The organism is Methylobacterium oryzisoli (genome assembly GCF_046557895.1).
In the GTDB taxonomy this organism is placed as follows: domain Bacteria; phylum Pseudomonadota; class Alphaproteobacteria; order Rhizobiales; family Beijerinckiaceae; genus Methylobacterium; species Methylobacterium oryzisoli.
Genome location: NZ_JBKIBX010000020.1, coordinates 20390 through 45158, shown reverse-complemented (window position 1 = coordinate 45158; position 24769 = coordinate 20390). Strand labels below are relative to the sequence as shown.

18 protein-coding genes and 1 pseudogene are annotated in these 24769 nt (G+C 73.3%); 15 read left to right on the top strand and 4 right to left on the bottom strand.

Going from position 1 to position 24769, the window contains the following annotated elements; all coding sequences use genetic code 11:
• The 8 genes and pseudogenes from ACKUB9_RS19400 to cysC all read left to right on the top strand — a co-directional run.
• Window positions 1-493, top strand: a pseudogene (locus tag ACKUB9_RS19400) (CheR family methyltransferase); the annotation flags it as partial.
• The gene (locus ACKUB9_RS19395) at window positions 490-1131 is read left to right on the top strand and encodes a chemotaxis protein CheW (protein WP_407525690.1); all 642 of its coding nucleotides are present in this window, start codon (window positions 490-492) and stop codon (window positions 1129-1131) included. The pseudogene ACKUB9_RS19400 and the gene ACKUB9_RS19395, both read left to right, overlap by 4 nt.
• Window positions 1132-1168: 37 nt before the next feature.
• Window positions 1169-2845, top strand: a complete 1677-nt coding sequence (locus ACKUB9_RS19390) for a methyl-accepting chemotaxis protein (RefSeq protein WP_407525693.1) — start codon at window positions 1169-1171, stop codon at window positions 2843-2845.
• Window positions 2846-2962: 117 nt separating this feature from the next.
• Window positions 2963-5248, top strand: coding sequence for a hybrid sensor histidine kinase/response regulator (locus ACKUB9_RS19385; protein ID WP_407525696.1), 2286 nt, complete (start codon window positions 2963-2965; stop codon window positions 5246-5248).
• A 109-nt stretch (window positions 5249-5357) separates the two neighbouring features.
• Window positions 5358-6404 (top strand): chemotaxis-specific protein-glutamate methyltransferase CheB, encoded by a 1047-nt coding sequence (gene cheB / locus ACKUB9_RS19380; protein ID WP_407525781.1) that lies wholly within the window; start codon window positions 5358-5360, stop codon window positions 6402-6404.
• Window positions 6401-8182, top strand: coding sequence for a response regulator (locus tag ACKUB9_RS19375; RefSeq protein WP_407525699.1), 1782 nt, complete (start codon window positions 6401-6403; stop codon window positions 8180-8182). Before cheB ends, ACKUB9_RS19375 begins: the two co-directional genes overlap by 4 nt.
• A 23-nt stretch (window positions 8183-8205) precedes the next feature.
• Entirely contained in the window at window positions 8206-10098 is a 1893-nt protein-coding gene (locus tag ACKUB9_RS19370) for a response regulator (protein WP_407525702.1), read from the top strand.
• 331 nt (window positions 10099-10429) lie between these two features.
• On the top strand, window positions 10430-11029 hold the full coding sequence (gene cysC / locus ACKUB9_RS19365) for an adenylyl-sulfate kinase (protein WP_407525704.1): 600 nt from the start codon (window positions 10430-10432) through the stop codon (window positions 11027-11029).
• 12 nt (window positions 11030-11041) lie between these two features.
• On the opposite strand, the gene ACKUB9_RS19360 is transcribed toward cysC, so the two are convergent.
• On the bottom strand, window positions 11042-11428 hold the full coding sequence (locus tag ACKUB9_RS19360; RefSeq protein ID WP_407525707.1) for a response regulator: 387 nt from the start codon (window positions 11426-11428) through the stop codon (window positions 11042-11044).
• Window positions 11429-11547: 119 nt separating this feature from the next.
• Here ACKUB9_RS19360 and ACKUB9_RS19355 point away from each other — a divergent pair, with 119 nt between their 5' ends.
• Entirely contained in the window at window positions 11548-12291 is a 744-nt protein-coding gene (locus ACKUB9_RS19355; protein ID WP_407525709.1) for a Crp/Fnr family transcriptional regulator, read from the top strand.
• A gap of 75 nt (window positions 12292-12366) precedes the next feature.
• On the opposite strand, the gene ACKUB9_RS19350 is transcribed toward ACKUB9_RS19355, so the two are convergent.
• The gene (locus ACKUB9_RS19350; protein ID WP_407525711.1) at window positions 12367-12624 is read right to left on the bottom strand and encodes a hypothetical protein; all 258 of its coding nucleotides are present in this window, start codon (window positions 12622-12624) and stop codon (window positions 12367-12369) included.
• A 179-nt stretch (window positions 12625-12803) separates the two neighbouring features.
• On the opposite strand from ACKUB9_RS19350, the gene ACKUB9_RS19345 reads away from it, so the two are divergent.
• Both ACKUB9_RS19345 and ACKUB9_RS19340 read left to right on the top strand, forming a co-directional pair.
• Window positions 12804-13829 carry a chemotaxis protein CheB gene (locus ACKUB9_RS19345; RefSeq protein WP_407525713.1) on the top strand — a complete coding sequence of 342 codons (1026 nt, stop codon included), beginning with the start codon at window positions 12804-12806 and terminating at the stop codon, window positions 13827-13829.
• A gap of 42 nt (window positions 13830-13871) precedes the next feature.
• Entirely contained in the window at window positions 13872-17063 is a 3192-nt protein-coding gene (locus ACKUB9_RS19340; RefSeq protein WP_407525716.1) for a CheR family methyltransferase, read from the top strand.
• Window positions 17064-17160: 97 nt separating this feature from the next.
• Here ACKUB9_RS19340 and ACKUB9_RS19335 read toward each other — a convergent pair whose 3' ends face one another.
• Window positions 17161-17598 (bottom strand): hypothetical protein, encoded by a 438-nt coding sequence (locus tag ACKUB9_RS19335; protein ID WP_407525719.1) that lies wholly within the window; start codon window positions 17596-17598, stop codon window positions 17161-17163.
• 325 nt (window positions 17599-17923) lie between these two features.
• Between ACKUB9_RS19335 and ACKUB9_RS19330 the strand changes: the two genes are divergently transcribed.
• Window positions 17924-20836: a calcium-binding protein gene (locus tag ACKUB9_RS19330; protein ID WP_407525721.1), complete on the top strand. Its 2913-nt coding sequence runs from the start codon at window positions 17924-17926 to the stop codon at window positions 20834-20836.
• Between the two features lie 70 nt (window positions 20837-20906).
• Here ACKUB9_RS19330 and ACKUB9_RS19325 read toward each other — a convergent pair whose 3' ends face one another.
• Window positions 20907-21395, bottom strand: coding sequence for a response regulator (locus ACKUB9_RS19325; RefSeq protein WP_407525724.1), 489 nt, complete (start codon window positions 21393-21395; stop codon window positions 20907-20909).
• Window positions 21396-21925: 530 nt separating this feature from the next.
• On the opposite strand from ACKUB9_RS19325, the gene ACKUB9_RS19320 reads away from it, so the two are divergent.
• The 3 genes from ACKUB9_RS19320 to aat all read left to right on the top strand — a co-directional run bounded on the left by ACKUB9_RS19320 (window position 21926) and on the right by aat (window position 24712).
• The gene (locus tag ACKUB9_RS19320) at window positions 21926-22642 is read left to right on the top strand and encodes a phosphoribosylanthranilate isomerase (RefSeq protein ID WP_407525726.1); all 717 of its coding nucleotides are present in this window, start codon (window positions 21926-21928) and stop codon (window positions 22640-22642) included.
• Between the two features lie 75 nt (window positions 22643-22717).
• Entirely contained in the window at window positions 22718-23938 is a 1221-nt protein-coding gene (trpB, locus tag ACKUB9_RS19315) for a tryptophan synthase subunit beta (RefSeq protein ID WP_407525729.1), read from the top strand.
• A gap of 114 nt (window positions 23939-24052) precedes the next feature.
• Complete coding sequence (aat, locus tag ACKUB9_RS19310) at window positions 24053-24712, top strand: leucyl/phenylalanyl-tRNA--protein transferase (RefSeq protein ID WP_410825868.1); 660 nt, start codon at window positions 24053-24055, stop codon at window positions 24710-24712.
• The last annotated feature ends 57 nt before the right edge of the window (window positions 24713-24769 follow it).

The window sequence follows — 24769 nt, the reverse complement described above, 5'->3', positions numbered from 1 at the left end:
GCCCCCCCGCCCCCAAGCCCACCCCCAAGCCCGCGCTCCGGTCCGCTCCCCGGCCCGCGTTCAGGCCCGCCCGGCGGCGCCCGCCCCCGCCGCCCCGGACACGCCGCTCGCCGCGGTGCGCCGCCTCGCCGATGCGGGCGATCTCGATGCGAGCTGGCAGGCCTGCCGCGCCGCGCTCCAGGCCGATCCGACCGATGCGCGGCTGCGCCTCTACGAAGGGCTGCTCGCCCGCGCCCGCGCCCGGCCCGAGGAGGCCGAGCGCGCCTTTCGCGGCGCGGTCTACCTCGATAAAGGCTTCGTCATGGCCCACTACCATCTCGGTCTGACGCTGATCGCCGCCGGCCGCCGCGAGGCCGGCTGCCGCGCGCTGGCGAACGCGCTGCGGCTCGCCGCCGGCCTGCCGGCGCAGGAGAGCCTGCCGGAGGGCGACGGGCTGACGCCGGCCGACCTCGTCGCGGCCGCCCGGCCCTTCCTCGGGGCCGGCGCTTCGTGACGGCCTCCGGCCCGGCGGGGAGCGCCGACGAGAGCCGTGCCGAGGGGGGCGCTGCCAACGGTCTCCCGGCCGGCGGTCTTCCGGCCGACAGGATTCCGGCCGAAGGAATCCCGGCCGACGAGATCCTGAGCCCGGCCCGGATCGCGGCACTGCTCGACGCGCGCAGCCGCCGCCTCGCCGCGCGCGGGCAGGCGGCCCCCGAGACCCGCGCGCGCCTGCGCACCCTCGTCTGCCAGGCCGGGGCGGAGCGGTTCGGCCTGCCCGTCGCGGCGGTGGCCGAGGTGGCGCTGTTTCGGCCCTGCACCCCGGTGCCGGGGGCGCCGCCGGCGCTGATCGGCCTGTCGAGCCGCGGCGGCGCGCTGCTCAGCGTGCTGGACCTCGCGGCGGCCCTGGGGCTGGACGCGGAGGCCCCGGAAGACGGGCGCTGGCACCTCGTGGTGCTGCGCCGCGACAACCCGCGCATCGGCCTGCGCGTCGAGCGGGCGCTGGCGGTGATCGACGCCCTCGTGGACGAGCCCCCCGGCGACCGCCCGGTCTCGGGCCGCGCCCTGGCGGGCGCGGACGACCCCGAGGGCTTCCCCCTGGTGAACCTCCCTGCCCTGCTGCGGCCGTTCCTCGGCACGCGGCAGCCCGCCTGAACCCCCTCCTCCAGCCCTCTCGGAGCGTGAGACCAGCGTGTCGATCTCGATCGGGAACCGCATCCTCCTCGGCTTCACCGCCGTCATCCTGGTGATCGTGGCGCTCGGCTTCTACGCCCTGGCCCAGATCGGCGACGTGCGCCGCTCCACCGACACCATCGTCACCCGCGACCTCGCGGTGATGCGCCAGCTCGACACCATCCGCGAGGCCCAGCGCCGGATGAGCGACCTGCGCGACGAGGCCACCACGCGCTTCTTCCTGCGGGCGCTCAACCGGGAGGTCCCGCCCAAGGAGGAGCCGGCCGTGACGTGGCGCCAGGCGGCCGCCGGCACCGAGACGGCGCTCGCCAGCGCCATCGCCAGCGCGGCCGAGTACCGGACCCAGTCGCTCTCCACCGACCGGGCCGCCGCGTGGCAGCGCATGGGCGAGATCCTGACCGCCGCGAGCGTGGAACTGCGCAGCATCCGCACCATCACCGAGCGCCAGTTCGAGGCCCTGACGCCCGCCGACCTCACGGCGATCCAGTCGAGCGAGACTGCCCTCGACCAGGCGCAGGAAAATTTCGTGCGCATCATGGCCTCGGCCCGCGACGCGCTCGAGACCGTGATCGCGGTGGGCCAGCGGCGGGTCGGGGACATCTACGAGGAGAGCCGCATCTCCACCATCGCGGCGCTCGCCACCTGCGTGGTGATGGCGCTCGCGATCACGTGGCTGATCCGCCGCGCGGTGGCGACCCCGCTCGAAGCCGTGATGGCCTTCGTCGCGCGGGTCGGTGACGGCGACCTCTCGGGCCGGCTGGCCGAGACCAGCCGCGACGAGTTCGGCCGGCTCGGGGTGGTGCTGAACCAGATGGTGGAGGGGCTGCGCCAGCTCGCCAGCCAGAACCGCAGCGCCACCGCGAACCTCAACGCCGCCGCGGCCGAGATCCGCGCCTCCGCCCAGGAGCAGGCCGCGAGCGTCGAGGAGCAGTTCGCCGCCGTGCAGGAGACCGCCGCCACCGTGGACGAGATCACGCATGCGGGCGCCCAGATCGGCAAGCGCGCCCAGGAGGTGATCGCCACCGCCCAGGCCACCGCCCAGACCTCGCAGGCGGGCCTGCGCGCCGTCGACGAGACCGCCCGCGCCATGGACGCGATCCGCGAGCAGAGCGAGGCGGTGGCCGGCAACATCGTGGCGCTCAGCGAGAAGACCCAGGCCATCGGCGAGATCATCGCGACGGTCAACGACGTCTCGGAGCGCACGCATCTCCTCGCGCTCAACGCCGCCATCGAGGCCGCCGCCGCGGGCGAGTCCGGCCGCAGCTTCGCGGTGGTGGCGAGCGAGATGAAGGCGCTCGCCGACCAGGCCAAGGAGGCGACCGTGCAGGTGCGCGCCCTGCTCGGCGACATCCAGCGCGGCATCAATTCCTCGGTGATGCTGACCGAGGAGGCGGTCAAGCGCGTGGCGCTCGGCAAGGAGCGCTCCGACACCACCCATGCGACGATCGAGGAGATCACCGCCCGGGTGCAGGAGAGCGTGCAGACCTTCCAGCAGATCGTCGCCTCGACGAACCAGCAGCAGCTCGGCATCGAGCAGGTGATGGGCGCCCTCCAGAACATCCGGCAGGCGAGCCAGCAGACGGCGGCGGGCACCCGTCAGGTCGAGACCGCCGCCGCCGCCTTGAGCGAACTCGCCACGGCGCTCACCGCGCTCGCCGAGCGCTACCGGCTCTAGGGCAGCGCCCGATCGCGCGGCGATCGGGCGCTGCTTCAAGTTTTTGATTTTCCGCATTTTCTGCGACGAACCGGGATCCACTTCGTCGGAGAATGCTAGCGCCGGGGAGCCCGCCCGATGGACATCCGCGCCATGCTGCTCGCGGCCTTCGAGGCCGAGCACCGGGAGCATCTCGGCGCCATCCGGGCGGCGCTCGCGGCCGCCCGGGCCGGCGCCGTGCCGGACTGGAACGACGTCTTTCGCCGCGCCCACAGCCTGAAGGGCGCCGCGCGCGCCGTCGACCTCCCGGCCGTGGAGGAGATCGCCCACCGCCTGGAGACCCTGTTCGACCGCATCGTGGAGGGGACCCACCCCCTCGACGGCGCGGCCGACGCCGCCGTGACGCTCGCTCTCGACCGGATCGAAGGCATGGCGGCGGCGCTCGCGGCGGTGCCGGACCCGGCCCTGCCGCAGGACGCCGCCCAGGCCCTCGACCGCTGCCTGTCGGGGGAGGTCGCCGGCGCGCTGCCCGCGGCGTCCCTCCCGCCGCCGGCCGAGGCACCCCACCCGCCGCCGGCCGATGCCGCGCCCGCCCCGCCACCCGCCGAGGCGTCCCGTCCCGAGCCCGCCGAGGCCGCGCCCGCAGTGCTGCGCGTGGCCGGCGAGGATGTCGACCGCCTCTCGCGGGCGGTGCACGGCCTCTCCCTCGCGCTCCAGGGCCAGGACGAGATCGGCGGGGCGGTGGCTGCGCTGGAGGGCGGCGGACGCGCGCTGCGGCGCACCGCCGACGCCCTGCGCGAGCGCGCGGGCGAGGTCGCCACCCTGTCGCGCCGCCTGCGCGAGGCGGGCGACCCGGGAGCCGCCGCCCTCGACGCCGCCCTCGACCTGATGCGCCGCCTCGACGGCGAGGTGCGGGCGATGGTGCGCGGCGCCTCCGGCCTCTCGCGCGCCCAGCACCGCGCCGCCGGCACGGTCGAGGTCGCGCTGCGGCGCCTGCGCGAGGATGCCGACCGCCTCCTCCTCGTGCCTGCCGAGGCGGTCTTCGGCGGCTACGGCCGCATGGTGCGCGAGATCGCCCGCGAGGCCGGGCTGCCGGTGGAGGTGCGGCTGGTGGGCCTCGACCGGCCCGTCGACCGGGTCCTCCTCCAGGCCCTCAAGGACCCGGTCCTGCACCTGATGCGCAACGCGGTGAGCCACGGGGCGGAATCCGCGGAGGCGCGCCGCGCGCTCGGCAAGCCGGAGGCGCTCACCATCACCCTGTCGGTCGTCCTGCGCGGCGGCGATCTCGTGGTCTCCGTGCGCGACGACGGGCGCGGCCCCGACATCCCGCGCATCGTCGACACCGCCCGGCGCCAGGGCCTGATCCCGCCCGACGCCCGGCCGAGCACCCGCGAGGCCCTGCGCCTCGTCTTCGCGCCGGGCTTTTCCACCGCCGAGCGGATCGACCGGCTCGCGGGCCGCGGCGTCGGGCTCTCGGTCGTCGCCGAGGCGGCGGCGGCGCTGCGCGGGCGGGCGCGGCTGCGGCGGGCGGAGCCCTGGGGCGCCGAGGTGATCGTCACGGTGCCGGTCTCGGCCGCGCGCCGGCCGCTCCTCCTCGTCGAGGCGGCGGGCCAGGTCTACGCCCTGCCGGGCAGCGCCGCCGCGCGCCTGCTGCGCCTCACCCTGTCCGATCTCGTCCGGATCTCGGGGCAGCCGCATGTCCGTATCCCGCTCGACGGGCGGGAGGCGAGCGTCCCGGTGGTGCCGCTCGCCGCCCTGATGGGCGGCCCCGCGGCGCTCCCGGCGGAGGACGGGCGGGTGCGCGCCGTGCTGGTGCGCAACGGCGGCGATCTCTGCGCGGTCGCGGTCGACCGGCTCCTCGACGTGCGCCCGAGCCTCGTCGGCCCCCCGCCGCCGATCGGCGGCGATCCCGGCCTCGTCGCCGGCACGGTGCTGCTCGCCGACGAGAGCCCGGCCCTCGTCCTCGACCCGGCCGGCCTCGTCGCGCGCGCGGCGGAGGCGGGCGGACGCCTCGCGGCCGTGCCGCTTCCGGCAGCCCGGGGCGCCCGCAAGCGCCAGCCCACCATCCTCGTCGTCGACGATTCCATCACCACCCGGACGCTGGAGAAAAGCATCCTGGAGGCGGAGGGCTACAGGGTCTTCGTCTGCGTGGACGGCCAGGACGGCCTCGACCGGCTGCGCCGCGACGGGACGCAGGTCGACCTCGTGGTGGCCGACGTGGAGATGCCGCGCCTCGACGGCTTCGGGCTGCTGCGGGCGATCAAGGAGGATCCCGACTTGACCCGCCTTCCGGTGATCCTGATGACCTCCCGCGGCGACCCCGCGGACATCCGTCGCGGTCTCGATCTCGGCGCCGACGCCTACATCACCAAGCAGAAGTTCGATCAGCGCGAACTCCTCGACACGATCGGTCAGTTGCTGTGAGCCCCCTCGCCCGCCTCCCCGCCCCGTCCCGCTGCCCCCCCGGCACCGCGGCCCGGCCCGCATCGCGCCGCCGGCGGGAGGTGCTCCGGTGAGCGCGCCCATCCGCGTCATGCTGGTCGAGGATTCCCTCGTGGTGCGCCAGCTCCTCGCCCACATCGTGAGCCGCGACCCGCGCCTCGCGCTCGTGGCCGCGGTCTCCTCCGGCGAGGAAGCGCTGCGGGAGATCCACCGGGTGCAGCCCGACGTGATCTCGATGGACATCCGCCTGCCCGGCATCGACGGGCTGGAGACCACCCGGCGGATCATGGCCGAGCGGCCGACCCCGATCGTGGTGATCGCGGATGCCGTGGAGGACGCCTCCCTCAAGATCTCGATGAACGCCCTGCGGGCGGGCGCGCTCAGCGTGGTCGAAAAGCCGGTCGGCACCGGCCACCGGGCCTACGAGGCGGTGTCCGACGAGATCTGCACGCAGCTGCGGATCATGAGCGCGGTGCCGGTGATCCGCCGCCGGGCGATCGGGGCGGAGCGCGCGCGGCCGGCCCCGCCCGCCGACCTGCCGGCGCGCGACGAGGCGGGCGTGCTGCCGACGCTCGTCGCGGTGGCGGCCTCGACCGGCGGACCGCCCGCCTTCGCGCGGCTGCTCGGCGCCCTGCCGGCCGATTTCCCGGCCCCGATCCTCCTCGTGCAGCACATGGGCGCCGCCTTCATGGACGGCTTCGCCGCGTGGCTGAACGGCGTGGTGCCGCTCGACGTGGAGATCGCCCGGGACGGGGTGCGCCCCCTGCCCGGCCACGTCTACGTCGCGCCCGGCGACCGCCACCTCGTGCTGGGCGGCGGCGGGCTGCTCGCCGTCTCGGACGAGGCGCCGGTGGGCGGCCAGCGCCCCTCCGCCACCGCGCTCTTCCGCTCGGTCGCCCGGGTGGCCGGGCCGCGCGGGCTCGGCATCCTCCTCACCGGGATGGGCGAGGACGGGGCGGCGGGCCTGCTCGACATGCGCCTCGCGGGGGCCTTCACGGTGGCCGAGCACGAGAGTTCGGCGGTCGTCTACGGCATGCCGGCGGCGGCGGTGCGCCTGCGGGCTGCCGGATCGGTGCTGCCCCTCGACCTGATCGCCCCGCGCCTCCTGCGCGCCGTCCAGCCCGGAGGCCCGCGATGAGCGCGGCGGCCCCAGGCGAAGGGGCGCCTCAGGAGGCCGCGGCGGCCCGTGACGGCGCGGACGCCCCGGCCCGGATCCTCCTCGTGGAGGATTCCGAGACCCAGGCCCTGCAGCTGCGCCTGCTCCTGGAGGCGAGCGGGTTCTCGGTCACGCGCTGCGCCACCGCCGAGGCCGCGCTCGACGCCCTGAACCGGGGCGTGCCGGACCTCGTCGTCGCCGACTACCACCTGCCCGGCATCAACGGCGACGAGCTCACCCGCCAGATGCGCCTGTCGCTGCGCACCCGCGCGACGCCGGTGCTGATGCTCACCGAGGCCAAGGGCCGCGACCTCGAACGCCAGGGGCTGGAGAGCGGCGCCGACGCCTACGTGCCGAAATCCGCCGACCACGACCTCCTGGTGCTGCGCATCCGCGCGCTTCTGCGCGAGCGCGGCGCGGCCGGCCCGCGCGAGGCGGCGCACGGCGCCTTCCGGCGCGCCCGCCTCCTCGTGGTCGACGCGAGCGAGGCCGACCGCGCCGCCCTCGCCGGCCTGTTTTCCCAGGAGGGCCACGAGGTCGTGACCGCGGCGGGGCCGCAGGAGGCGCTCGACCTCCTCGGCGCGCCCGGGGCGGTCTTCGACTGCGTCACCGTCGACCTGATGGCCGAGGCCTACGACGCGGTGGCCCTGTGCGCGCGCATCGCGGCCCTGCGCGGCGAGAACGAGCGGCTGGCGGGCGGCTTCTCCCTCGTCGGCATCGGCAGCGCCGGGACGTCGAGCAAGGACCTCCTGGTCCGGGCCTTCTCGGCCGGGGTCGACGACGTGGTGCCCAAGAGCGCCGCCAAGGGCGCCGAGGGCGAGGTGCTGGCGATCCGGGTGCGCACGCTGGTGCGCCGCAAGCTCCTCGACGAGGACAACCGCCGGGTCGCCGACGAACTCAGCCAGCACGAGCGCGCGGCCGAGCGCGCCCGTGCCGAGGCCGCGGCGGCCGAGGCCAAGGCGGCGCTCGCGGGGGCGCTCGCGCAGGCCAACCACGACCTTGAGGATGCCAACCGTCAGCTCAAGGACGCGCAGGCCAAGCTGGTCCAGGCCGCCAAGATGGCCTCGCTCGGCGAACTCGTCGCCGGCATCGCCCACGAGATCAACAACCCGCTCGCCTTCATCCTCGCCCACCAGGGCACGGTGGAGCGCCTGATCGGCGAGGTCGGCGCCGAGGCGGACGCCCTGTCGGAGCCGGCCCGGCGCGCGCTGGTCAAGGCCCGCGACCGGGTGGGCTCGATGCGGCTCGGCCTCGGGCGCATCCAGGACCTCGTGGTCAACCTGCGCAAGTTCTCGCGCCTCGACGAGGGCGAGATGCGCTCGGTCAACGTGCCGGAGGCGATCGACACCGTGCTGGCGCTGCTCCAGCACAAGCTCGGCACCCGCATCGCGGTGGAGCGGCGTCTCCACGGCGCGAGCGAGATCCACTGCACGCCGGCCCTCCTCAACCAAGTGGTGATGAACGTGATCGGCAACGCCGCCGACGCGATCCCCGGCGAGGGCACGATCACGGTCGAGACGCTGAGCGACGGGGAGAACGACCTCATCCGCATCAGCGACACGGGGCCGGGCGTGCCGGAGCACCTGCGCGAGCGCATCTTCGAGCCGTTCTTCACCACCAAGCCGGTCGGGTCCGGCACGGGTCTCGGCCTGGCCATTGCGTACGGCGTGGTTCAGGCGCATAGCGGCGCCATCACCGTCGAAACGGCGCCCGGGGGCGGTGCCGCCTTCGTCATCAGCATTCCGCGGCGGGCCTCGTGACCGTGGGCGGGACGAACGATCGGATGAGCATGGACAGGAGCGCCGCACGGGGCACGATCCTCGCGGTCGACGACGAGCCGGACATTCTGGTCGCGCTCGAAGACCTCCTGGAGGACGAGTACCGGGTCCTCACGGCGAGCCGGCCCGAGGCGGCGCTGGAGATCCTGGAGGCCGAGCCCGACGTGGGGGTGATCGTCTCCGATCAGCGCATGCCGGGCATGACGGGCGACGCGCTGCTCGCCCGCGCCCGCGGCCTCAGCGACGCGCAGGCGATCCTGCTCACCGGCTACGCCGACCTCTCGGCCGTGACCTCGGCGCTCAACCGCGGCGGCATCACCGGCTACGTCACCAAGCCCTGGGACCCGGCGCTGCTGCGCAACGCGGTCCGGGCCGCCTACGAGCGCCACCGCCTCGGGCGCGACCTCGCCACCGAGCGGGCGCTGCTGCGCGGCCTCCTCGACCACGCGGGCGACGCCATCGCGTTCAAGGACGCCGAGGGCCGCTTCGTGCGCCTCAACGCCGCCAAGGCGGCGCGGCTCGGCACCACGGTGGAGGCCTGCCTCGGCCGGCCCGAGGGCGCCTTCCTCGATGCCGCGGCGGCGCAGGCCGTCGCGGAGGCGGACCGGGCCGCCGTCGCGAGTGGGCAGCACACCGAAGCGGTCGTGTCGGCCGGCCCCGCCGCCGCCCCGACCTGGACGCAGGTGGTGCGGGTGCCGATCCCCGATCCCGGCGGCGGGATCGGGCACCTCGCCACCATCGAGCGGGACATCACCGAGCAGAAGAGCCTCGAAGCGCGCCTGCGCCAAGCCGACAAGATGCAGGCGCTCGGCACCCTGGCGGGCGGCGTCGCGCACGACTTCAACAACCTGCTCACCGCCATCATGGGCAGCCTCGAACTGGCGCTGCCGAAGGTCGAGGGCGACCCGCGCCTGTCGCGGCTGATGACGAACGCCTTTCACGCCGCCCAGCGCGGCGCGGCGCTGACCAAGCGCCTCCTCAGCTTCAGCCGCCAGCGCGAGCTTCAGGCCCGGGTCGTCGACCTCAACCGGGTGGTCCGGGGCATGGACGACCTCCTCGGGCGCAGCCTCGGCGGCTTCGTGCAGGTCGAGCACCGCCTGAGCCCCGAGATCTGGGCGGCGCGGGTCGACCCCGAGCAGCTCGAACTCGCGATCCTGAACCTCTGCATCAACGGGCGCGACGCGATGCCGGACGGCGGCGTGGTCACGCTCTCGACCCGCAACGCCACCGTGTCGGGCAGCCTCGAACCCGACCTGCCGGACGGCGACTACGCGGTCGTCGCCGTCGAGGATACCGGCACCGGCATCCCCCCGGAGATCCTCGGGCGCGTGTTCGAGCCCTTCTTCACCACCAAGGCGCAGGGGCAGGGCACGGGCCTCGGCCTCGCGATGGTGTTCGGGCTCCTGCGGCAATCGGGCGGCACGATCCGCATCGACAGCGAGGTCGGGCGCGGCACCCGGGTCGACCTCTTTCTCCCCCGCTCCCACGAGCCGCTCGACGCGGATCAGGCCAATGGGCCGGATGCGGTGCCCCTGCGGCGCCGGGCGCGGATCCTCGTGGTCGACGACGACCCGCAGGTGCGCCACGTCACGGCCTCGTTCCTCAGCCGCTTCGGGCACGACGCCGTAGAGGTGCCGGGCGCCGAGACCGCGCTCGCCCGCCTCGAAGCGGAGCGTTTCGACCTCGTGGTGGCGGATCTCGCGATGCCGGGCATGAGCGGGCTCGACCTCGCCGAAGAGGTGCGGACGCGCTGGCCCGCCCTGCCCTTCCTGATCGTCACCGGCCACGCGGAGGCGGCGCGCATCCCGCCCTCCTACGCGGTCCTCGAAAAACCCTTCCCGTCGACCGAGATCGGCGCCCGGGTCGCCGTCCTGCTCGCGGAGGCGGAATCGGCCTAGGCCGGTTCGCCTAGGCTTCCGCCACGTCCGCCCAGGGATCGTCCGCGCACGGGCCAAGGCCAAGTCGAGTCGACGACCTGATATCAGCCCTTTCGATCGGTGGTTTTTTCAACGGAAAGTTGCGGAAACTGCTTGCACGGAGGATGCGTTATCGCCATCGGTCTTGCCGGCACGTACAGGTTTGTTTGTCTTGCATTTTCCGATGTCTGACTGTTGTCGATAGTTTCTGCGGAAACAACCATGTAGTCGGCCGTTGTTCCGGAGTCACAGTTTCGGCCGAATGCCTCGGTTAATATCGCTGCATGTGCATCACAGCGCGCGCGGTACCCCGATGAACGTGAGGTGGCAGCCTTTCGAGGTGTCGGGCCGGTTGCGCGCCGACCTCAAGCGGCAGCAGGCCTGCATCCTCTGGTTCACCGGCCTGTCGGGCGCGGGCAAGTCGACGGTCGCCGACCTCGTGGAGACCCGGCTCACGCACGAGGGACGGCACGCCTACATCCTCGACGGCGACAACCTGCGGCACGGGCTCAACCGGGACCTCGGCTTCACGGATGCGGACCGGGTCGAGAACATGCGCCGCACCGCCGAGACCGCCCGCCTTCTCGCGGATGCGGGGCTGATCGTGCTGGTCTCGCTGATCTCGCCGTTCCGCCGGGAGCGGGCGCTGGCGCGCACGATCGCCAACGGGATCCCGTTCTTCGAGGTCCACGTCGACGCCCCGCTGGCCGAGTGCGAGCGGCGGGATCCCAAGGGCCTCTACCGCAAGGCCCGGTCGGGGGCGATCCGCCACTTCACCGGGATCGACTCGGCCTACGAGGCGCCCGAGACGCCCGACCTGAGGCTCGACACCGCCGCGACCCGGCCCGGGGAGGCGGCCGAGCAGGTGCTCGCGCTCCTCGCCCGCCGCGCGCCCTGCCCCGGCGGGGCCTGATCGGCTGCCGTGTCAGCCCCCGCGGCGCGGCAGCACCTCCGGGAGCGTCCGGGCGAGATGGTCGGGGTCGAACGGCTTCTCCCAGTGCGGCACGTTCCGGAAGGCGAAGGGCACCGCGCCGCGATCGTAGCCCGTGGCGAACACGAACGGCACGCCGCGGGCCGCCAGGATCTCGGCCACCGGGAGCACGGACTGTCCCCGCACGTTGATGTCGAGGACGGCCGCGTCGAGGCGCTCGGCCTTCACCAGCGCCATGGCGTCCTCGCAGGTCGGCGCCGGGCCGATGACCTCGGCGCCCAGCCGCCCGAGCGCGTGGGCGATGTCGTGGGCGATGAAGTACTCGTCCTCAACCACCAGGATCCGGCGCTGCGCGAGCGCCGCGTGCATGGATCTCATCATCGTCGCGCCCCGCCCGATCCCGTTGTCCTGGGTTAAAGGCCATCGGGACGAAGCGACGATAACATGAGTTGCATGGTCGGGTCTGCCGATCCTGTAGCCATGTGGCGCAGAGAGGACGGATGGCCACCTACCTGATCCGCAAGCTGGAGCAGTTCACCGCGCTCTCGCGGGACGACAAGGCGGCGCTCGAACGGGCGGCCTCCGGGAAGCCGCGCCGGCTCGCCTCGCGGGAGGACATCTTCCGCGAGGGCGACGCGCCCGGCCGCGTCAACCTCATCCTCGACGGCTGGGCCTGCCGCTACAAGGTGCTGGAGGACGGCCGGCGCCAGATCGCGGCCTTCCTGCTGCCGGGCGACCTGTGCGACCTCAGGATGTTCATCCTGCGCCAGATGGATCACTCGGTCGGCACCCTCTCGCCCGTCACGGTGGCGGAGATCCCGAAGGAAGCGATCCTCGATCTGACCGACAACTATCCGCGCATCAGCCGCGCCCTGTGGTGGACCTCCCTCGTCGAGGAGGCGATCCAGCGCGAGTGGACCACGAATCTCGGCCAGCGGGACGCGCTGGAGCGCATGGCCCATCTCCTGTGCGAGGTCTTTCTGCGCCTGCGCGCGGTCGGCCTGACGGAGGGTCCGACCTGCGAACTGCCCGTCACCCAGGCCGAACTCGCCGATGCGACGGGTCTCTCGACCGTCCACGTCAACCGGACCATCCAGGAGCTGCGCGCCCGCGGCCTCGTCATCCTGCGGGGCAAGACCCTGTCGATCCCGGACCTCGACGCGCTCCAGGACGCCGCCCTGTTCTCGGCGAACTATCTCCACCTCGGCCGCATCGGTCACGAATACGACGCGAACGACGTCTGAACCGCTCTCCGGACGATCCGCCGGGCCGCGGCCGCCCGTCCGAGCGCCGGCGCCGCCCGGCCGGGCGGGGCGGATTCAGGCCTGCGGGGCCGGGCCGGGCCGCGCGACCGCCTCGATGCGCGCGATGGTGCGCCGGATCTCCTCGCGGGTATCCTGCCAGCCGATCAGGGTCTGGCGCAGCGTGTGGAGGAGCTGCTCGGCCGCCGCGATGCTGAGGTCGCACCGGCGCAGATGCGCGATCCGCTCGACCTGTTCGGCGATCCGACGTTCGCCCGCCGCGATGGCGCGGTCGGCCCGGGCGAGATGGCGCGTCTCGGTGTCGAGGTCGGGCATGGCGTTCCTCTCGCCGGCGCGCCGCGCCGGCCTTCGCGGACCCTCGGCACCGCCCCGTCGAGTCAACGGCCGGCGCGGTCGCGCGCTCCCGCCGCCCGCCCGGGGCGCGGCCCACCGTTCATCGGCGGCCGGGCCCGCTCCGCGCCGGAACAGAAGGGCGGCGGCGCCTCTTCCCTCCCATGAGCAATCGCGACATCGTCGTCATCGGCGGCTCCGCCGGTGCCACCGCACCCCTGCGTACGCTGCTCGGCGGCTTGCCGGCGGACCTGCCCGCGGCGGTGTTCGTCGTGCTGCACATCCCGGCGCGCAGCATCGGCGTGCTGGCGAGCGTCGCGGCGGCGGCCGGACCCCTCCCGGTCCAGCCGGCCGAGGACGGGCTGGTGATCGCGCCCGGCCACGTCTATCTCGGCGTGCCCGACCACCACCTGCTCCTCGCGGAGGGCCATATCCGCCTCGGGCGCGGCCCGCGCGAGAACATGGCGCGCCCGGCCATCGATCCCCTGTTTCGCTCCGCCGCCGCCGCCTACGGGCCGCGCGTCATCGGGGTCGTCCTCAGCGGCTTCCTCAACGACGGGGCCGCGGGCCTGGACGCGATCAAGCGCTGCGGCGGCCTCGCGCTGGTGCAGGATCCGGCGGAGGCGATCGCCGACGAGATGCCGCGCAGCGCGCTCTCGGCCGTCACCGTCGACCTCGCACTCCCGAGCACGCGCCTCGGCGACGTGCTCTCGGACCTCGTGCGCGAGCCGGCCGGGGCGCGGGTGCCGGTCCCGCCCGAGATCCGCCTGGAGGTGGACATCGCGGCGGGCGAGCGGGTGGACAGCGAGGTGCTGCGCCGCCTCGCCGAACCGGTCGCCCTCACGTGTCCCCAGTGCATGGGCGTCCTCTCCCGGGTGCGGGGCGCCAAGCCGCTGCGCTTCCGCTGCCAGGTCGGGCACGCGGTGACCGCCGACATCGCCGCCAAGGAGCAGGAGGGTGCGGTCGACGAGGCGCTGCGGGTGGCGCTGCGCATCATCGAGGAGCGGGCCGAACTGGTGTCGCGCATGGCCGAGGAGGGCCGCGAGGCCGGCCGCAAGGCGGTGGCCGAGTTGTACCGCGAGCGGGCGATCGAGTATCGCCGGTACGCGGACACGATCCGGCGGGCGGTGCTGCTCGCGATGCGGCCCGTCGGACCCTCGGAGGACCAGGGTGGAGGGAACGAACCGTGACGCGGGATCGGGACGGGCGGCGGAGTGACGGCGTGATCGACGATGTCGGATGACGGATCTCCTGCGGCAGGGGTTGTGGCCGCGCCGGCCGGAATCGTCGTGGCGGTCAGCGCCTCGGCGGCGTCCCTGGACGCGCTCGCCCACCTGCTCGCGCACCTGCCGCCCCTCGACGAGATCGCCGTGGTGCTGGTCCTCCAGCACCGCGAGGGGCTCGACGAGGAGCGCTTGGCGCACGCGCTCGCGCCGGCCGGCCGCTCCCTGAGCCGGGTCGAGGCGGACGCCCTGCTCGAAGCCGGGCGGGTCTACCTGCCCGATCCCGGCACGATCGTGACGCTGGAGCGCCACCGCTTCCGCGTGCGGCCGGCCGATCCGCCGTCGGACGGGGGCGGCACGATCGACAGCCTCCTCGTCTCGCTCGCGCGCGACGAGGACCGGTGCGCCATCGCGGTGACGCTCGCGGGCACCGACGGCGACGGCACCCTCGGCGTCAAGGCGATCAAGGCGGCGGGCGGCCTCGCCTTCGCGGAGGAGACCGACGAGTCCAGGGCAGGCGAACTCGCGGCCAGTTCCAGCCCGGCGGCGCTCGCCGACGCCATCCTGCCCGTCGCCCGTCTGGCCGAGCGCCTCGCCTCGGCGGTCGGGCATCTGGTCCGCCGCCGGGACGGCGCCCTGGCGCCCGGCTCGCCCGGCGCCGCGGACGCGCTCGCCGGCATCGCCACGATCCTGCGCAACAGGACCGGCCACGATTTCCACGGCTACAAGCCCGGCACCTTCCTGCGCCGGATCCAGCGCCGGATGCAGGTGCTGCAGACCGACCAGATCCAGACCTACATCGAGATCCTGCGCGCCAGGCCCGACGAGGCGCAGAACCTGTTCAACGACCTCCTGATCGGCGTCACGCAGTTCTTCCGCGACGCCGCGGAGTTCGAGATCCTCCAGCGCGAGGTGATCCCGGCCCTGTTCTCGGGCAAGACGCGCAACGACCAGCTGCGGGTGTGGGTGATCGGCTGCGCCACGGGCGAGGAGGCGCACTCCATCGCGATGCTGCTGCGCGAATACCTGGCCGACCGGGACGAGGCGCCGCAGATCCAGATCTTCGCCACCGACCTCGACGGACGGGCGCTGGCCTCGGCCCGGGCCGGCCGCTACGCGGACGACATCGTCCGCGCCCTGACCCCCGAGCGCCTCGCCCGCTGGTTCGTCAAGGAGGGCAACACCTACTGCGTCGTCAAGGAATTGCGGGAGATGTGCATCTTCTCCCAGCACAGCATCATCAAGGACGCACCCTTCTCGTGGCTCGACCTCGTCTCCTGCCGCAACCTCCTGATCTACCTCGAGGCCGAGCTGCAGAGCCGGGTCGTGCCGCTGTTCCACTTCGCGCTGCGCCCGGGCGGCGTCCTGTTCCTGGGCAATTCCGAGAACGTGTCGCGCCACACGGCCCTGTTCGCCCCGATCGAGAGCCGCTCGCGCATCTTCCGGCGCCTGGAGGGCAGCGCCCGCTCCCTGCCCGACTTCCCCTTCACGACCCTGGACCGCCGGCCGGTGAGCGCGGTCCCGGCCGATCGGACCCGCGTCGCGGAGGCGACCCTGGCGCGCCGGGCCGAGCGCTTCGTCGAGCGCTACGCGCCGGCCTACGTGATCGTGGACGAGGCCTTCACGGTCCTGCGCTTCTCGGGACGGACCGGGCGCTACATCGACCCGGCCGGTGGCGCGGCCTCGCTCAACCTGCTGCAGCTCGTCCACCCCGACCTGCGCCTCGACCTGCGCGCGGCCCTCGCGCAGGCGGCCGAGCAGGGCGGCACCGTCCAGGTCGAGGGCCTGCGCATCGGCGCGAACGGCCAGCGTCTCGCGGTCGATCTCGTGGTCGAGCCGATCCAGGAGGGCGCATTGGTGGGCGCGTCCTCGCCCCAGAGCTACATCGTGCTGTTCAAGGAGGGGGCGCTGGTCCGGGACGAGCCGGACGCCTCCGCGGCGGCCACCGCCCAGACCGAGCACGCCCGGCGCCTCGAAGACGAGCTGCGCACCACCAAGAACCGGCTCCAGGCCACCATCGAGGAGCTGGAGAGCACCAACGAGGAACTGAAATCCTCCAACGAGGAGTATCAGTCCCTCAACGAGGAGCTTCAGAGCGCCAACGAGGAGCTGGAGACCTCCAAGGAGGAGCTGCAATCCGTCAACGAGGAGCTCACCACGGTCAACGGCGAACTCGCGCATCGGGTGCACGAGCTGACGCGGGCGACCAGCGACCTGAAGAACTTCCTCGAGAGCACGCAGATCGCCACGGTTTTTCTCGACAACGAGCTGCGGGTGACGAACTCGACGCCGGCCGTGGTGGACGTCTTCCACCTCGTCGAATCCGACATCGGCCGGCCGATCGGCCACATCAAGCCCAGGGTCGCCTACGACGACCTGCAGGACGATGCGCGGCGGGTGCTGCGCACGCTCGCCACGATCGAGCGCGAGATCGCCGATCCGGAGACGGGCGCGCGCTACATCGTGCGGGTGCTGCCCTACCGCAGCGTCGACAACTTCATCGCCGGCGTCGTGCTGACCTTCGTCGACATCACGGCGCGCCAGCAGGCCGAGGCGGCGATGCGGGCGAGCGAGGGGCAGGCCAAGCTGCTGCTGGCCGAGCTGCAGCACCGGGTGCGCAACACGCTTGCGGTGATGCGCTCGATCGTGCGCCGGACCGCGGCGACGAGCGACACGGTCGAGGATTACGCGGCGCATCTGGAGGGGCGCATCGACGCTTTCGCGCGCGTGCAGGCGGCCGTCACCCGCGACCCGACGGCGGGCATCGACCTCGAACAGCTCGTCAGCCACGAACTCCTCGCCTACGCGGCGCACGAGGGCGAGCAGGTCCGCAGCATCGCCGGGCCCCCGGTGCGCCTGCGCGCCAAGGCCGCCGAGACCTTCGCGCTCGCCGTCCACGAACTCGCCACCAACGCGGTGAAGCACGGCGCCCTCTCGGCCCCGAACGGGCGCGTCGCGGCGACGTGGCGCTTCGACGAGGCGGCCGAGCCCGAGCCGGCGCTCGTCTTCGACTGGACCGAGAGCAACCTGGATGGGCCGGTCGCGCCGCCGGCCCGCCGGGGCTTCGGCACCGAACTGATCGAGCGCACCCTCTCCTACGAACTCGGCGGCAGCGCCGTGCTGAACTTCCGGTCCGAGGGGCTGCATTGCCGCATCGTGCTGCCGGCGAGCGAGCGGATCATCGCCAGCGGCCGGCCCTGACCGCGCCGGCCTGCGCCGTCACCGCCGAGAAGGGCCGAGCGCGACGACGTCCCGGCCGATCGCGACCCCGGCCTCGGCGATGGAGGGCGGGCGCCCCTCACGCCGGTTTCTCGGTGATCCTCTGGTCGAAGATCACCCGCTTGCCCCCCGGCTTGTAGCGGACCCCCATCACCCGGCGCCCGACATTGCGGGCCCGTCCCTCGCGCAGCAGGCCCTTGAGCGCCTCGGTGGAGGTCGCCGCCGCCATGAGCAGCCACGCCACGTCCTCCCCGTCGGGGGTGTCGGGCGGCGGCGGCCGGCCGGTCTCGGCGAAACGCCGCGCATCCGCGTGGCTGTAGAGCGCCCAGCCGAGATACCCGGCCACCCGCTCGCCCTCGAAGGCGAACAGCGCGTGGCGCCGCCGGATCTGGACGTCCACCGTGTGGACCACGTCGCCGAGCCGGAAGCTCGCGAACGGCTCCCGGCGGGCCAGGAAATGCAGCGCGATGCCGAGGCTGGCGTAGGTCGGATCGAGGGCGCGGATGATCGGGGTCATGATCCTGCCGTGCCGGGCCTGCCGCGTCCGGACGGCGGAGCGGCCCGCCTGCTCCTCCATCCGGTTCCGAGCTTACGCCGCCGCCGCGCCGCGCCGGTGCGGTGCCGCACGGCCGCCTCCTCTCCCGCCTGCTCTAATGCAGCGTCCCCCGAGAGCCGATGAGCCTCGGCAGAGGACGGATCTCGCCGCAGGCGAGAGCTGAAGAGAACAGCGCCGATCACATCGTCGACTGAGAACGCCGCCGCGCCGCGGGGGCGAAATCTGCGCAATGCGACCGGCACGCGGCGCGATGGCGCCTGCCGGCACGGCAACGAGGATTGCAGACATGCCGACGTCTTACCAGAACTTCAACGCGGCCCGCGGGTCGATGTACCTCGCCGCCCAGGGCGACGCGGACAGCCAAGTGACCGCTTGGTACGAGCTGAACGGCACCCAGGAGGCCCGCATGCGCGAAGCCGTGGGGCTGTGGGACGACGTGTCGAATTTCTCGGGCGGCATCTCGGCGGACGATGCCGGCCTTGCCGGGCGCTCGGTGACCTGGGTGACCGAGACCTTCCTGGGCATCCCGACCGGTGGCCACTGGCAGAACAATCTGTCCTTCGACTGGACCCGGGTCGCCGTGGCCGACATCGCCGGGACCAGCACGCTCGGCGTCAACAAGACCCGCGGCGCCAACGGCCGCTACCACGAGGTCTACATCGACAGCACGCTCGAAGGCGTCGGGAACTTCCAGCTCGGCAGCATCGCCTTCAACACGCTCGTGCACGAGATCGGCCACTCGGTGATCGACGGGACGGACGCGGAGAAGTCGCACATCCCGGGCGATCCGATGCATTCGATCATGGACGCGTCGAGCAACGGCAATGTCGGCGGTCTCCAGGGGCCGAATGCCTGGTACGCCGCGACGCCGATGACCCGCGACATCGACCAGGCGATCCGCCAGCACGGCGCCTCGACCACCACGCGCACCGGCGATGACGTCTACGGCTTCAACGCGCGCTTCAGCGGCCCCTACCGGGCGGCGTTCGACTTCAACGTCAACACCCGGCCGCTGGTGACGATCTACGACAACGGGGGCAACGACACCCTCGACGCCTCCGGCTTCCGCGACGGATCGGGCAACGCGCGCGCGGTGCATGTCGACCTGCGCCAGGGCGAGCAGAGCCGCATGCTCGACGGCGACCGGCAGATCTTCGCGATGATCTACACCACGAGCTGGGTCGAGAACGCGGTCGGCGGCGGAGCCAACGACGAACTCGTCGGCAACGGCCTCGCCAACCGGCTGACCGGCAACGGCGGCAACGACACCCTCTGGGGCCAGGGCGGCGCCGATACCCTCGACGGGGGCGAAGGCAACAACCTGCTGTTCGGCGAGGAGGGCGCGGACCTGCTGCTCGCGGGCGGCGGCAACGACACGCTCTGGGGCGGCACCGGCGCCGACCGGCTCGATGCCGGCGCGGGCGCCAACCAGCTCTTCGGCGAGACCGGCTCCGACACGCTGGTCTCGGGGGCGGGCGCCGATCGCCTCGACGGCGGCGAGGGCTTCGACTACGCCGATTACGGCGGCTCGGCGACCGGGGTCGCGGCCGATCTCTCGACCGGCAAGGTGCTGTACGGCAACGCCCAGGGCGACACGCTGGTCGGCGTCGAGGGTCTGCTCGGTTCGAACCACAACGACACGCTCACGGGGGGCACCGGCGCGAGCTACCTCGACGGCCGCGGCGGCAACGACGACCTGCGGGGATTCTCGGGCCGCGACACCCTGCTCGGCGGCAGCGGGCACGACGCCCTCACGGGCGCCGCCGGGGGTGACTGGCTCGATGGCGGCGAGGGCGTCGACACCGCCTATTTCGAGGGCGCGGCGGTCAGCATCAACCTCACCACCGGGGTCCATGGCGGCGACGCGGCCGGCGACACGTTCGTGTCGATCGAGCGCTTCGCCGGCACCGGCAACGGCGACACGCTGGCGGGCAACGCCTCCGGCAACACCTTCCTGGGGCGTGGCGGCGACGACCGGCTCTACGGCTACGAGGGCTCCGACACGCTCGACGGCGGCGCGGGCGCCGACACGCTGGACGGCGGCGGCGGCAGCGACTGGGCGAGCTACGCCTCCTCGGGCGCGGGCGTCTACGCCGACCTCTCGCTCGGCAAGGTGCTGTACGGCGACGCCCAGGGCGACACGTTGGTGAGCATCGAGAACCTCGAAGGCTCCAACTACAACGACACGCTCGCGGGCGGCGAGGACGCCAACACCCTCTGGGGTCAGGGCGGCCAGGACGAGCTGCGCGGCAACGGCGGCAACGACACGCTGGCGGGCCAGGCGGGCGCCGACACCCTCACGGGCGGGCTCGGGGCCGATTACCTCGACGGCGGCGACGGGGCCGACTGGGCCTCCTACACCGATTCCTCGGCCGGCGTGACCATCGACCTCAGCTCCGGCAAGGTCGCGGGCGTCGGGGGCACCGCGCAGGGCGACACCCTGGTCGACATCGAGAACGTCTACGGCTCGAACCTGTCCGACCGGATCACCGGCAGCGCCGCCGCCAACAGCTTCGTGGGCGGGCTGGGCAACGACACGCTGCTGGGGCTCGCTGGCGCGGACACCCTGAACGGCGGCACCGGCGAGGACTCGATCGACGGCGGGCTCGGCGCCGATCTCGTGGACGTGGTGGCGAGCGGCGGCGACCGGATCACCGGCGGCGACGATGTCGACCACCTCGTCGTCCGCCGCGCCAACGGCCAGGGGGCGTGGTCCTTCGACGCCGCCACCGGCCTGGGCTCGGACGGCTTCACCGCCTCGGGCTTCGAGCGCATCGACGTCTACGGCGGCGACGGCGCCGAGATCCTCCTGGGCGGCGCCGCCGCGGACATCATCAGCGGCGGCGCGGGGGCGGACGTGCTGACCGGCCGGGGCGGCCGCGACGTGTTCGCGTTCGACGCCGCCCTGCTCGTCGGCAACGCCGACCACATCATCGACTTCACGGCCTCGGGCGCGGACGCCGACACGATCCAGCTCTCGCGCGGCGTGTTCACGACGCTCGGTGCGGGCGCGCTCTCGGAGGACGCGTTCAAGGACCTCGGCACGGGGGCGGCCGACGCCAGCGACCGCATCCTCTACGACCGCACCACCGGCGGCCTGTTCTACGACGCGGACGGGTCAGGCGCGGGCGCCCAGGTGCAGTTCGCCACCCTGGACAACCTCCCGACCCTCTCGGCGGCGAACTTCGCGATCGTCTAGCCGAGGTTCCGCGGCTGCGCAGCGCGGGCGCCCCCTCCCCGAGGGGGCGCCTCGCGCCGTCCGGCCCGCCTCAGGTCACCGGCGGCTCGGGGTGGCGGACCGCGCGGTCGACCTGGGCCAGCACGTCGAGCGCGCGCCAGGGTTTCGGCATGTAGACGGCGTTCTCCGGCAGCGCCTCGGTCCGGTCGTCCGCGAAGCCCGACGTCACCACGAGCCGTACCCCCGGCCAGAGGCGGCTCACCGCCCGCGCCAGATCGACCCCGTCCATGCCGCCCGGCAGGCGCACATCCGTGAACACCATCGCGACCTCGCCCCCGCGCTCCTTCAGGAGGTCGACCGCGGCGTTGCCGGTCTCGCAGGCGACGACGTCGAGCACCGTCTCCCTCAGCACCGCCACCGCGAGGTCGCGCATCATGGGGTCGTCCTCGACCACCAGCACGAGCCGGGTCGGCTGGCCATCCGGGTGGCCCAGGGCCTCGCGCGCGAGGAGCAACTCCGCGAGTTCCCGGATGCGATCCGGCAGCGCCTCCTCGGGCGGCGGACCGAAGACCTCCTGCAAACCGCGTCCGACCCCATGCGCCACGGAGGCTTCCGAACTGGTATGCGCAGAGGGGAAGACCCTGTCGGCACGACGCATCACTGATTATCCCTTCGCCCGAGGCTTCCTTTCGCGGCCTGCGGTTCGCTATCGCAGGTTAACGCCCTGGAGGAGAATGAGGTGGGGCGAGGTTGGTTTCAGCTTGGCACCTGCGGAATCGGGTCGGCGCTCGGATTTCGGCGCGAGGCGCGCGTGCAGGGCCGGTATCGTCCCGACCTGCGGTGATTTTGTCGCTCCACGATGAACGCGGCCGTGGGAACCGCGCCTGCCAGAACAGGTTGCCCATCTGCAGCGTGTAGCGTCTCGGCTTCTCTGCGGATCTCCTCCCTCTATTGGGCCGCGCTGCGTGCGCGGCCCATTTTTATTGGCTGTGTGAAAGCGAGCCTGCGATCAAGACTAACCTATGTGGGGCCGGATCGGAGCCGCGGCCGGCCGGCCGGGTCTCGGCCCGGCCCTCGCGCCGGGCCGCGCGGCTCATTATACATAAGGCCATGACCCCGCCCGCCGGCCCCGTCCTCGTCAAGATCTGCGGCCTTCGCACGCCCGAGACCCTCGACGCGGCCCTCGCGGCGGGCGCCGACCTGATCGGCCTCGTGCACTTCCCCCGCAGCCCCCGCCACGTCGACCTCGCGGCCGGCGCGGCGCTGTCGCGGCGGGCCGCGGGCCGGGCGGGCCGCGTCGCGCTCCTGGTCGATCCGGACGACGCCCTGCTCGACGCCGTGACGGCCGCCCTCGATCCCGACTGGATCCAGCTGCACGGCCGGGAGGATCCGGCGCGGGTCGCGGCCGTGCGCGCCCGCACCGGGCGCCCGGTGATGAAGGCCCTCGGGATCGCCGATGCGGCCGATCTCGCGCGCGTCCCGGCCTACGCCGCGGTGGCCGAGCGCATCCTCCTCGACGCCAAGCCCCCGCCCGGGGCGGTGCTGCCCGGGGGCAACGGCCACGCCTTCGACTGGACGCTGATCGCCCGCGCCGGGCTCGCCCCCACCTTCATGCTCTCGGGCGGCCTCACCCCCGCCACCGTGGCGGAGGCGATCAGCGTCACGGGCGCGCGGGCGGTCGACGTCTCCTCGGGCGTCGAACACCGCCCCGGCGAGAAGGACCCGGAGCGCATCCGGGCCTTCGTGGCTGCCGCGCGGGCGGGCTCGCGGAAATCTGAAAGCGCGGCCGGATCTGAGGAAATTGCCCTCCGGCGCGATTGGGCCTAGAGCAGGCCCCGACTGGCTGCCCGCGGGGACCGGCCCCTGCGCCGCCCGCCTCCGCGCCCCGAGGAATCCCCCGCCGTGACCGCTCCCCAGACCCCGAATTCGTTCCGCACCGGCCCCGACGAGCGCGGCCGCTTCGGCATCTTCGGCGGCCGCTTCGTGGCCGAGACCCTGATGCCCAACATCCTCGAACTGGAGCGCGCCTACGCCGAGGCCAAGGCCGACCCGGCCTTCCAGGGCGAGATGGAATCCTACCTCACCCACTACGTCGGCCGGCCGAGCCCGCTCTACTTCGCCGAACGGATGAGCCAGCATTTCGGCGGCGCCAAGATCTACTTCAAGCGCGAGGAGCTGAACCACACCGGCTCGCACAAGGTGAACAACGTGCTGGGCCAGATCCTGCTCGCACGGCGGATGGGCAAGCCCCGCATCATCGCCGAGACGGGCGCCGGCCAGCACGGGGTCGCCACCGCGACGCTGTGCGCGCGCTTCGGGCTCAAATGCGTGGTCTACATGGGCGCGGTCGACGTCGAACGGCAGAAGCCGAACGTCTTCCGCATGAAGATGCTGGGCGCCGAGGTGGTGCCGGTGCAGTCCGGCACCCGCACCCTCAAGGACGCGATGAACGAGGCCCTGCGCGACTGGGTCACCAACGTCGCCGACACCTTCTACTGCATCGGCACCGTGGCGGGCCCCCACCCCTACCCGGCGATGGTGCGCGACTTCCAGGCGGTGATCGGCCGCGAGACCCGCGAGCAGATGCTGGCGCTGGAGGGCCGCCTGCCCGATTCCCTCGTCGCCTGCATCGGCGGCGGCTCGAACGCGATGGGCCTCTTCCACCCCTTCCTCGACGACCGCGAGATCGAGATCTACGGCGTCGAGGCGGCCGGCCACGGCGTCTCGACCGGGCTGCACGCCGCCTCGCTCACCGGCGGCAAGCCGGGGGTGCTGCACGGCAACCGCACCTACCTGCTGATGGACGGCGACGGGCAGATCGCCGACGCGCACTCGATCTCGGCGGGCCTCGACTACCCGGGCATCGGCCCGGAGCACGCGTGGCTGCACGAGATGGGCCGCGTCACCTACCTGTCGGCCACCGACCGCGAGACCCTGGAGGCGTTTCGCCTCTGCTCGCTCCTCGAAGGCATCATCCCGGCGCTGGAGCCCGCCCACGCGCTCGCCAAGGTGGCGGAACTCGCGCCCACCAAGGGGAAGGACCACCTGATGGTGGTCAACCTCTCGGGCCGCGGCGACAAGGACATCCCGCAGGTGGCCGAGATCCTCGGCGACGCCCTGTGACCGCGCGCAGCGCGGCGATCCTCGGGATCGCCTGAGCCGTCCGGACGTTTGCCAACGCGCCCGCGCCGGGAGACAAGTGTCGTCCCGCGCGCGGCCGCGATCGGAACCCCTTCGATGCACGGCAGCGTCTTCGTCGAGATCACGCCCGAGATCCTGCTCAAAGCCTACGCGGCCGGGATCTTCCCGATGGCGGAGGATGCGGACGATCCGGCCATCTACTGGGTCGAGCCGCGCGAGCGCGGCATCCTGCCCCTCGACCGCTTCCACGTGGCGAGCCGGCCCCCCCGCACGGTGCGCTCCGACGCCTTCGAGGTCGTCGCCGACCGCGACTTCGACGCGGTGATCGCGGGCTGCGCCGCTCCCCGCCGCGACAGCGCCCGGACCTGGATCAACGGGCGCATCCGCGCCCTCTACGGCGAGCTGTTCGATCTCGGCTACTGCCACACGGTCGAGGTCTATGCGGGGGAGCCGCGCACGCTGGTGGGCGGCCTCTACGGCGTGGCGCTCGGCGGCGCCTTCTTCGGCGAGAGCATGTTCCACCTCGCGCGCGACGCCTCGAAGGTCGCCCTCGTGCATCTCGCGGCCCGCCTGCGGCGCGGCGGCTACCGCCTGCTCGACGCGCAGTTCGTGACCAGCCACCTCGCTCAGTTCGGCGCCGTCGAGGTGCCGCGGCAGGTCTACAAGCGGCACCTGCGCGAGGCGGTGGAGCATCCGGCCCGCTGGGACGGCGCGCCGCTCGCCGGCCCCGAGGCGCTCGCGATCCTCGCCGGCTGACCCAGTCGCGATTCCGGGATAATCCGGCAATGTTGGCTGCCGGATAATCATAAAAAA

Excerpts from the sequence above, each read along its gene's own strand:
- ACKUB9_RS19360 (WP_407525707.1), bottom strand. The coding sequence starts at position 11,428 with ATGATGAGATCCATGCACGCGGCGCTCGCGCAGCGCCGGATCCTGGTG.
- ACKUB9_RS19345 (WP_407525713.1), top strand. The coding sequence starts at position 12,804 with ATGAGCAATCGCGACATCGTCGTCATCGGCGGCTCCGCCGGTGCCACC.
- ACKUB9_RS19340 (WP_407525716.1), top strand. The coding sequence starts at position 13,872 with ATGTCGGATGACGGATCTCCTGCGGCAGGGGTTGTGGCCGCGCCGGCC.
- ACKUB9_RS19350 (WP_407525711.1), bottom strand. The coding sequence starts at position 12,624 with ATGCCCGACCTCGACACCGAGACGCGCCATCTCGCCCGGGCCGACCGC.
- aat (WP_410825868.1), top strand. The coding sequence starts at position 24,053 with ATGCACGGCAGCGTCTTCGTCGAGATCACGCCCGAGATCCTGCTCAAA.
- ACKUB9_RS19370 (WP_407525702.1), top strand. The coding sequence starts at position 8,206 with ATGAGCATGGACAGGAGCGCCGCACGGGGCACGATCCTCGCGGTCGAC.
- cysC (WP_407525704.1), top strand. The coding sequence starts at position 10,430 with ATGAACGTGAGGTGGCAGCCTTTCGAGGTGTCGGGCCGGTTGCGCGCC.
- ACKUB9_RS19335 (WP_407525719.1), bottom strand. The coding sequence starts at position 17,598 with ATGACCCCGATCATCCGCGCCCTCGATCCGACCTACGCCAGCCTCGGC.
- ACKUB9_RS19330 (WP_407525721.1), top strand. The coding sequence starts at position 17,924 with ATGCCGACGTCTTACCAGAACTTCAACGCGGCCCGCGGGTCGATGTAC.
- ACKUB9_RS19385 (WP_407525696.1), top strand. The coding sequence starts at position 2,963 with ATGGACATCCGCGCCATGCTGCTCGCGGCCTTCGAGGCCGAGCACCGG.
- ACKUB9_RS19355 (WP_407525709.1), top strand. The coding sequence starts at position 11,548 with ATGGCCACCTACCTGATCCGCAAGCTGGAGCAGTTCACCGCGCTCTCG.
- cheB (WP_407525781.1), top strand. The coding sequence starts at position 5,358 with ATGCTGGTCGAGGATTCCCTCGTGGTGCGCCAGCTCCTCGCCCACATC.
- ACKUB9_RS19375 (WP_407525699.1), top strand. The coding sequence starts at position 6,401 with ATGAGCGCGGCGGCCCCAGGCGAAGGGGCGCCTCAGGAGGCCGCGGCG.
- ACKUB9_RS19320 (WP_407525726.1), top strand. The coding sequence starts at position 21,926 with ATGACCCCGCCCGCCGGCCCCGTCCTCGTCAAGATCTGCGGCCTTCGC.